Origin of the sequence: Streptomyces sp. WAC05292 (assembly GCF_003949955.1) — a bacterium.
Taxonomy (GTDB): Bacteria; Actinomycetota; Actinomycetes; order Streptomycetales; family Streptomycetaceae; genus Streptomyces; species Streptomyces globosus.
This window is the reverse complement of sequence record NZ_RPSE01000043.1, coordinates 20,712-28,532: the sequence shown is the minus strand read 5'-3', so window position 1 is coordinate 28,532 and position 7,821 is coordinate 20,712. Positions and strand designations below refer to the sequence as shown.

The 7,821-nt window shown below is 72.5% G+C and carries 8 protein-coding genes; 3 read left to right on the top strand and 5 right to left on the bottom strand.

Annotated features, from left to right (window positions below):
- Positions 1–419 precede the first annotated feature (419 nt).
- Entirely contained in the window at positions 420–1,889 is a 1,470-nt protein-coding gene (locus tag EF903_RS08210; protein ID WP_125542374.1) for a sensor histidine kinase, read from the top strand.
- Positions 1,890–2,092: 203 nt separating this feature from the next.
- Here EF903_RS08210 and EF903_RS08205 read toward each other — a convergent pair whose 3' ends face one another.
- Both EF903_RS08205 and EF903_RS08200 read right to left on the bottom strand, forming a co-directional pair.
- The gene (locus tag EF903_RS08205) at positions 2,093–2,350 is read right to left on the bottom strand and encodes a WhiB family transcriptional regulator (RefSeq protein WP_003953983.1); all 258 of its coding nucleotides are present in this window, start codon (positions 2,348–2,350) and stop codon (positions 2,093–2,095) included.
- A 322-nt stretch (positions 2,351–2,672) separates the two neighbouring features.
- Positions 2,673–3,638, bottom strand: coding sequence for a diacylglycerol kinase family protein (locus EF903_RS08200; protein ID WP_125542370.1), 966 nt, complete (start codon positions 3,636–3,638; stop codon positions 2,673–2,675).
- 83 nt (positions 3,639–3,721) lie between these two features.
- Between EF903_RS08200 and EF903_RS08195 the strand changes: the two genes are divergently transcribed.
- Positions 3,722–4,153 (top strand): hypothetical protein, encoded by a 432-nt coding sequence (locus EF903_RS08195; RefSeq protein WP_125542368.1) that lies wholly within the window; start codon positions 3,722–3,724, stop codon positions 4,151–4,153.
- A 43-nt stretch (positions 4,154–4,196) separates the two neighbouring features.
- On the opposite strand, the gene EF903_RS08190 is transcribed toward EF903_RS08195, so the two are convergent.
- The 3 genes from EF903_RS08190 to EF903_RS08180 all read right to left on the bottom strand — a co-directional run bounded on the left by EF903_RS08190 (position 4,197) and on the right by EF903_RS08180 (position 6,161).
- A complete protein-coding gene (locus EF903_RS08190; RefSeq protein ID WP_125542366.1) occupies positions 4,197–5,285 on the bottom strand; it encodes an RNA polymerase sigma factor SigF in 1,089 nt (362 codons plus the stop codon).
- Positions 5,282–5,695: an anti-sigma regulatory factor gene (locus tag EF903_RS08185; protein ID WP_114054104.1), complete on the bottom strand. Its 414-nt coding sequence runs from the start codon at positions 5,693–5,695 to the stop codon at positions 5,282–5,284. The genes EF903_RS08190 and EF903_RS08185 overlap by 4 nt, the downstream gene beginning before the upstream one ends.
- Before the next feature lie 205 nt (positions 5,696–5,900).
- Positions 5,901–6,161: a UBP-type zinc finger domain-containing protein gene (locus EF903_RS08180; protein ID WP_125542364.1), complete on the bottom strand. Its 261-nt coding sequence runs from the start codon at positions 6,159–6,161 to the stop codon at positions 5,901–5,903.
- 78 nt (positions 6,162–6,239) lie between these two features.
- On the opposite strand from EF903_RS08180, the gene EF903_RS08175 reads away from it, so the two are divergent.
- Complete coding sequence (locus EF903_RS08175) at positions 6,240–7,820, top strand: Na+/H+ antiporter (RefSeq protein WP_125542372.1); 1,581 nt, start codon at positions 6,240–6,242, stop codon at positions 7,818–7,820.
- Position 7,821 lies beyond the last annotated feature (1 nt).

Here is a 7,821-nt window from a genome sequence, read left to right as displayed (position 1 = left end):
GGCGGAACGCGGGCCGTTGGCCGGCGGCGGGGCCGGGATGCCGTACGCGGAGGAGGGGGAGAGGCCCCGGGATTCCTCTGGGCCACGGTGCCGGGGCGGGACCCTCAACCCGCCCGGCACCGTAGCCCGGAGTACTTACGGCCGACGGGTGTGCGGTTCCCGAAGGCCGGTTTGGAGGCTGCCTGCGCGGTCAGGGCAGAGCGCGCGGCCCACCTCGATCCGTCCTCCTGTGCGGGGAGGGCGGAAGCTTACGCCAATTGTGGACTAGACCATTCTGTTCTGTCCATCCAATGTCGGGGTTCGGAAACCCGTCACTTCCTCCAACACTACGCGGAGTACGCCCCTCCTGGATACTCCCCGGTAGTCGCCGTGGGGAAAGTCATGGCCCGAGGCCGGGGTACGCTCGCCACGTGCCCTCCATGAACGACCTCGTACGCCACCACACCGCGCTCGGCGAGACCGACCTGGAATGGCTGCACCTCCTGGTCTCGGAGTGGCAGCTGCTCTCCGACCTCTCGTTCGCCGACCTGGTGCTGTGGGTGCCCACCCTGGACGGCACCCGGTACGTCTCCGTCGCACAGATGCGCCCCAACACCGGCCCGACCTCCTACCAGGACGACATGGTCGGCCACCTGGTCCCGCGCGGCCGCCGGCCCCTGCTCGACGCCGCCCTCGACGAGGGCCGCATCGTGCGCGAGGGCGACCCGGAGTGGCGCGAGGAGGTCCCGGTCCGCGTCGAGTCGATCCCGGTGCGCCGCGAAGGCCGCGTACTGGGAGTGATCGCCCGCAACACCAACCTGCTCACCGTCCGTACACCGAGCCGGCTGGAGCTGACCTACCTCCAGTCCGCCTCGGACCTGGCGCAGATGATCGCGGCGGGCACCTTCCCCTTCCCCGGCCAGCAGGTCGACATGGACGCCTCGCCGCGCGTCGGGGACGGCCTGATGCGGCTCGACGCCGACGGCGTCGTCACGTACGCCTCGCCCAACGCCCTGTCCGCGTACCACCGGCTGGGGCTGGCCTCCGACCTGGTCGGCCAGCACCTCGGCACGACCACCGCCGAACTCGCCCCCTCCCGCGGCCCGGTGGACGAGGCGCTCGCCAAGCTCGCCAGCGGCTGGGCCCCCCGCGAGACCGAGGTCGAGGGCAACGGCGGCGTGATCCAGCTCCGCGCGATCCCGCTGAAGCCCAAGGGCACCCGGATCGGCTCCCTCGTCCTCTGCCGCGACGTGACCGAGCTGCGTCGTCGCGAACGCGAACTCATCACCAAGGACGCCACCATCCGGGAGATCCACCACCGGGTGAAGAACAACCTCCAGACCGTGGCCGCGCTCCTGCGGCTGCAGGCCCGGCGGATGGATTCGGAGAGCGGGCGCGAAGCCCTCAACGAGGCTGTGCGGCGCGTCGGTTCGATCGCGATCGTGCACGAGACGCTCTCGCAGAACCTGGACGAGCGCGTGGAGTTCGACGAGATCGCCGACCGGGTGATCGCGATGGTGGCGGAGATCTCGCCGGGCAAGGTGGACTGCCGGCGGGTGGGGCGGTTCGGGATCCTGGACGCGGAGGTCGCCACGCCGCTGTCGATGGTGCTGACCGAGATCCTGCAGAACGCGCTGGAGCACGCCTTCACCCAGGGGGAGGGCGGCGCCGTGGAGGTGACCGCGGCGCGCAGCGGCACGGGCCGGGCGGACGGGCGGCTGCTGATCACGGTGCTGGACGACGGCTCCGGGCTGCCGGAGGGCTTCGACCCGAAGAGCGCCGGCAACCTCGGCCTGCAGATCGTCCGGACGCTGGTGGAGGGCGAGCTCGGCGGCACCTTCGACATGGTCCGGGCCGAGCCGCGCGGCACCAAGGTCGTCCTCGACGTGCCCGTCAGTCCCCAGAAGTGACACGGGGTCCCGTCACCGAGGGTGACGGGATCGTGGCGGCGGCCTGCGGGCGGCGCTCACCGTGGGTAGTGCCCCGACAGCACTGAGCCCCGGCCGGGACCGTCCAGCGGTGGCTGGGGGAGGTCCCGTTCCGGGGCTGAGAGCACGGTGCTGAGCGCTGTCGGTGGTGCTGCGCGCCGCAGCTCGAGGCTCGAAAGTCGACGTCAGGCGCTGGCGTTGCGCGCCCGGTTGCGAGCGGCGCGGCGCTTCATGGCGCGGCGCTCGTCCTCGCTGAGGCCGCCCCAGACGCCGGAGTCCTGACCGGACTCGAGCGCCCACTGCAGGCACTGCTCCATGACGGGGCAGCGGCGGCAGACGGCCTTGGCTTCCTCGATCTGCAGCAGCGCAGGACCGGTGTTGCCGATGGGGAAGAAGAGTTCCGGGTCTTCCTCGCGGCAAACGGCGTTGTGACGCCAGTCCATGGCTGCTCCATCTCCTTGTATTGCGGGCAGGTTGCTTGTGAATGTGAACGCTTTCACGAATCCCCCCGGAGGGAAGGGCGACCACCCGGCTTGCTCAGAGGTGGGCCGGAGACTCGTGGAAGGGGTTCTGGCGGTCTGCTGGAGTGCCGGGTCTTGCGGGCCGTCCCGATCGCCATGAAGAGATTCGCAAACCTCGGACGGGGATACAACCCCTTCCGGAAAGTTTTTTTTGATTCATCGGTGTCTACTAGGTCACAGCCCTACATCTTGAGGGTGGACTGGCGCGTAAACGTTCGAGTGAAAGGACTTTGGGGCCTTCCACTCACACAATCACACGCAGTGCACGGCGAACGCCTGTGAACTGAACGCTGGTGCGCAAACCGAGGTGGTCTCCGTCCATCTGGAACGGAAGGGGAACCTTCGAATGCAAGGTGAAGGCCGTCAGATCGTGCAGGGACACGGCATGCTTGCCGTGCGGACCGCGCTCAGGAGTCGAGGTCAGGAGCTGTGAGGCGTACCGTGCGACCGCCGAAGTTGACAAACGGCTGAGGGCGAGTACGTCAAGTGCGGTGTCGAACGACGCCTCCGGGGAGGCGTACAGGGGCCGGTTCCCCAGGTACGTCCAGGGGGAGGTGTTGCAGACTATCGACAGCACCAGGCCGTGCACGGGATCCGCGCCCGGACGCTCCAGCGTCACCGTCCCGCGCCGGCGGTTCGGCTCCTCCCAGAACTGGCGCAGGAGCTGCCGCACGTAGAGGGCGTGCGTTGAGCGCTTGCCGCGCTCGCGCTGCTGTTCGACCCTCCCCACGACGCCCGCGTCGAAGCCGAAGCCCGCGCAGAAGGTGAACCAGCGCGCCGGGACCGACTCGTCCTCCGTGCCCGGGACGCCGGCGGCGAAGCCCAGCCCGACCGTCCGCTCGCGGCGCTCGCGCAGCGCGTCGAGCAGGGCGCCCGTCGCCTCGACCGCGTCGTTCGGCAGCCCGAGCGCCCGGGCGAACACGTTCGTCGACCCTCCCGGGACCACCGCCAGCCGGGGCAGCGCGTCCGGGTCGGGCCCGTCGTGGAGAATCCCGTTGACCACCTCGTTGACGGTGCCGTCGCCGCCGAGGGCCACCACCAGGTCGACGCCGTTCTCCGCCGCCCGCCGCCCGAGGTCCCGGGCGTGCCCCCGGTACTCCGTCGTCACCGCCTCCAGCTTCATCTCGCTGGCCAGGGCGTGGATCAGGACGTCGCGCGTGCGCGCACTGGTGGTCGTCGCTGCTGGGTTGGCCACGAGGAGTGCACGCATGGACGCCAGCCTACCGACCCGTCCCCAGGCGGCCCATACTGCCCGTCCCCTCCCGCGGACCGGTGCGCGGCTACCCTGCTGGGGTGAGTACCAAGCCCACCCCCGCCACCGACCGGCCCGCAGCCCCGCTGCCCGGCCGGCTCACCGCCGCCGCCGCGCTCACCGCGCTCGAAGGCCTGGCGCTCGCCGGGCTCGGCGTCTACCTGCTCTTCGTCGGCGTCGCCGGCGACGTCGACTCCGCGCAGCAGGCGGAGACCGGCGGGCTCACCATGATCGCCCTGGCGGCGCTGCCGCTGGCCGCCGCCCGCGGACTGCGCCTGGGGCGCCGCTGGAGCCGCGGACCCGCCCTGATCACCCAGCTGATGGCGCTGCCCGTCGCCTGGACCCTCCACACCACGGGCGGTGCGATGACCTTCGCCGCGGCGGCGCTGGCCGCGGCGGCGGTCGCGGTCGTCGTCCTGCTGGTGAACCCGACCGCCACCCGTGCGCTCGGCATCGGCGAAGCGCCGCAGTAGCACCGCTGCCGGCCGGGGCGGGCCGGTCCGCCGGCCCGCCCGCCTACTCCTCGACCAGCAGCTTCTCCCGCAGCTGGGCCAGTGTGCGGGCCAGCAGGCGGGAGACGTGCATCTGGGAGATGCCGACCTCCTGCGCGATCTGCGACTGGGTCATGTTGCCGAAGAACCGGAGCAGCAGGATCCGCTTCTCTCGCGGCGGCAGCCCCTCCAGCAGCGGCTTGAGCGACTCGCGGTACTCGACGCCCTCCAGCGCCTCGTCCTCCGCGCCCAACGTGTCCGCCACCGCCGGCGACTCGTCGTCGGTGTCCGGGACGTCCAGCGACAGCGTGCTGTACGCATTGGCCGATTCCAGCCCCTCCAGCACCTCCTCCTCCGAGATCCCGAGCCGCTCGGCCAGCTCGTGGACGGTGGGGGAGCGGCCGTGCTGCTGCGACAGCTCGGCCGTGGCCGTCGTCAGCGACAGCCGCAGCTCCTGGAGGCGGCGCGGCACCCGGACCGCCCAGCCCTTGTCCCGGAAGTGCCGCTTGATCTCCCCGACCACGGTCGGGGTCGCGTACGTGGAGAACTCCACCCCGCGGTCCGGGTCGAACCGGTCCACCGACTTGATCAGGCCGATCGTCGCGACCTGGGTGAGGTCGTCCAGCGGCTCCCCGCGGTTGCGGAACCGCCGGGCCAGGTGCTCCACCAGCGGCAGGTGCATCCGTACGAGCCGGTTGCGCAGCTCGGCCTTCTCCGGCGAGCCGTCGGGCAGCGCCCGCAGCTCGACGAACAGGGCGCGGGCGCCGCTGCGGTCGCGCGGATCGGGCAGCGGAGGCGGGCTCACCGGGGTCACCGGGAGCTCCGCGACCTCGCCCGCCGCGGCCTCCTCGTCGGCGAGCGCGCCGGGGAAGGCCGCGGGCTCCGGGCCGAGGCCCGGTTCCCGGGCCGCGGGTGGCCGCGCCGCCTGTGGTTCTTGGTGCTGGTTCTCGCTCATGGGGCCCGCCCGTCGCTCCGCCGAGTCCAAAAAGCCGTGGTCCGCATCCGCGTCAGCCGGGTGCGGCCGGGCGTGCTGCTGTTCCGGGATGCCGCCGTCGGCCTCGTGCCGCGCCCGGGGCCGATCCCCGCCCCGCACCGGGATCTCCCCGCCGCTCACGCCGGCCCTGGACCCGCGCCGCGCTGTTTGTAGAGGCTGATGCTCACCGTGTTGTCCTCCTCGACCGCGGACTCGACCTTGCCGGCGAGCGCCGACAGGACGGTCCACGCGAACGTGTCGCGCTCGGGCGCCCGGCCGTCGGTCGTCGGCGCCGCCACGGTCACCTCCAGCGAGTCGTCGACCAGCCGGAACACGCAACTGAGGACGGAGCCCGGCACGGCCTGCTGGAGCAGGATCGCGCAGGCCTCGTCCACCGCGATGCGGAGGTCCTCGATCTCGTCGAGGGTGAAGTCCAAACGTGCCGCGAGGCCGGCCGTGGCCGTTCGGAGCACCGACAGGTAGGCACCCGCAGCGGGCAGCCGGACTTCCACGAAGTCCTGGGTCCCGGGCTCGCCTGCGATCTGGGACACCCTCACCTCCAAGGTGGTACGAGCTCTGTTCGCCGGTGACGCTACCGCGATCCGGTCGATCGTGTCGCGGCACCCCTCCTCGCACCCGTACGCGACACCCGCGCCTACGTGCGGTGACTGATGGTATGCCCACGGGTACGCACAGTGGCTAGGGGTCTGCGGGCCCAAATCGGGGGAGCCGGCGGAGGGTTGACCTACCCCCTGCTCAGACGATCGAACCGTCCACGAAACACCACCGCCACGTCTCGCCCGGTTCGAAGCTCCGCATCACCGGATGGCCGGTGGCCCGGTAGTGCGCCGTGGCGTGCCGGTGCGGCGAGGAGTCGCAGCACGCGACGTACCCGCACGCCAGGCACATCCGCAGCTGCACCGGGTGGCTGCCGAGCGCCGCGCACTCGGGGCACGTCGGGGCGGCCGGGGCGGGCTCGGGGCGCGGCAGTCCGGGAACGTGGGTGCACTCGCTCATGATGGCCAGCGTACTGACGAGCGGGCGCCGCGGGAGGAGCCGGCGGCCGCGGCCGCGACGAGCGAGGTGGAACTGCCGATGGAGGTATTGCCGCTGGTGGCACTGGTGGCGTGCAGCGCGGCGGTGGCCGGCGCGGCCCGCCGGACGCCGGTGCCGGCCCCGCTGCTGCTCGTCGCCGCCGGGCTGGCGGCCTCGTACGCGCCCGGGGTGCCCGCGTACGAGCTCGACCCGCACGTCGTGCTGCCGCTGCTGCTGCCCCCGCTGCTGCACACGGCCGCCGTGGACAGCTCGTACCTGGACCTGCGGGCGAACGTGCGGCCCGTCGCCCTGCTGTCGGTCGGCTACGTGCTCTTCGCGACGCTGGCCGTCGGGTACGCGGCGTACCTGCTCGTGCCGGGGCTGCCCCTGCCGGTGGCGCTGGTGCTGGGGGCGGTCGTCGCGCCGCCCGACGCGGTCGCGGCGACCGCGATCGCCCGGCGGCTCGGCCTGCCCCACCGCATCACGACCATCCTCCAGGGGGAATCCCTGGTCAACGACGCCACCGCGATCACCGCCTACCGGGTCGCGCTCGCGGCGGCCGTCGGCACGAGTGCAGGCTGGGCCGGAGGGATCGCCGAGTTCCTGCTCGCGTCGGTCGGCGGGGTCGGCGTCGGCCTGCTGCTGATGGTGCCGATCCACCACCTGCGGACGCGGCTGCGGGACCCGCTGCTGAAGAACACCCTGGCGCTGCTGATCCCCTTCGTGGCGTACGCCGCCGCGGAGCGGGTGCACGCCTCGGGCGTCCTCGCCGTGGTCGTCGTCGCCCTGTACCTCGGGCACCGGAACTGGCAGGTGGACTTCGCGACGCGGCTCCAGGAGGAGGCGGTGTGGAAGGTCGTCGCCTTCGTCCTGGAGTCCGTGGTCTTCGCGCTGATCGGCCTCCAGCTGCCGGTGGTCCTGGAGGGCCTCGGCGAGTACGAGGGCGCGGCCGCGGCCTGGTACGCGCTGGCGGTGTTCGCCGCCGTGGTCGTCTCCCGGTTCGTCTGGGTGTTCCCGGCGACGTTCCTGCCGCTGCGGCTGTCGGCGCGGATCCGGGCGCGGGAGGCGGACACCACCTGGAAGGGGGCCGTCGTGGTGGCCTGGGCCGGCATGCGCGGGGTGGTGTCGCTGGCGATCGCCTTCTCCGTCCCGATGGACGTGCCGCACCGCAGCCTCATCCTCTTCCTCACCTTCACGACGGTCATCGCGACGCTCGTCGTGCAGGGCCTCACGCTGCCGCCGCTGATCCGGCTGCTGCGGCTGCCGGCCCCCGACGCCAAGGCCCAGACGCTGGCGGAGGCGCAGGCCCAGAGCGAGGCCTCGCGGGCGGCGGAGGAGCGGCTCGCCGAACTGCTCGCCGAACCGCGCAACGCACTGCCGCCGCCGCTCGCGGAGCGGCTGCGCACGGTGCTGGAACGGCGCCGCAACGCGGTGTGGGAGCGGCTCGGCGAGGTGAACCAGCTGACCGGGGAGTCCGCCGACGACGTCTACCGGCGGCTCGCGCGGGAGATGATCGCCGCCGAGCGGGAGGTGTTCGTCGCGCTCCGGGACGAACGGCGCATCGACGACGAGATGCTGCGCGGCCTGCTGCGCCGCCTGGACCTGGAGGAGGCGGCCGCCTACCGCGAGGAGGCGGGCTGAG

Excerpts from the sequence above, each read along its gene's own strand:
- EF903_RS08210 (WP_125542374.1), top strand. The coding sequence starts at position 420 with ATGAACGACCTCGTACGCCACCACACCGCGCTCGGCGAGACCGACCTG.
- EF903_RS08205 (WP_003953983.1), bottom strand. The coding sequence starts at position 2,350 with ATGGACTGGCGTCACAACGCCGTTTGCCGCGAGGAAGACCCGGAACTC.
- EF903_RS08200 (WP_125542370.1), bottom strand. The coding sequence starts at position 3,638 with ATGCGTGCACTCCTCGTGGCCAACCCAGCAGCGACGACCACCAGTGCG.
- EF903_RS08180 (WP_125542364.1), bottom strand. The coding sequence starts at position 6,161 with ATGAGCGAGTGCACCCACGTTCCCGGACTGCCGCGCCCCGAGCCCGCC.
- EF903_RS08175 (WP_125542372.1), top strand. The coding sequence starts at position 6,240 with ATGGAGGTATTGCCGCTGGTGGCACTGGTGGCGTGCAGCGCGGCGGTG.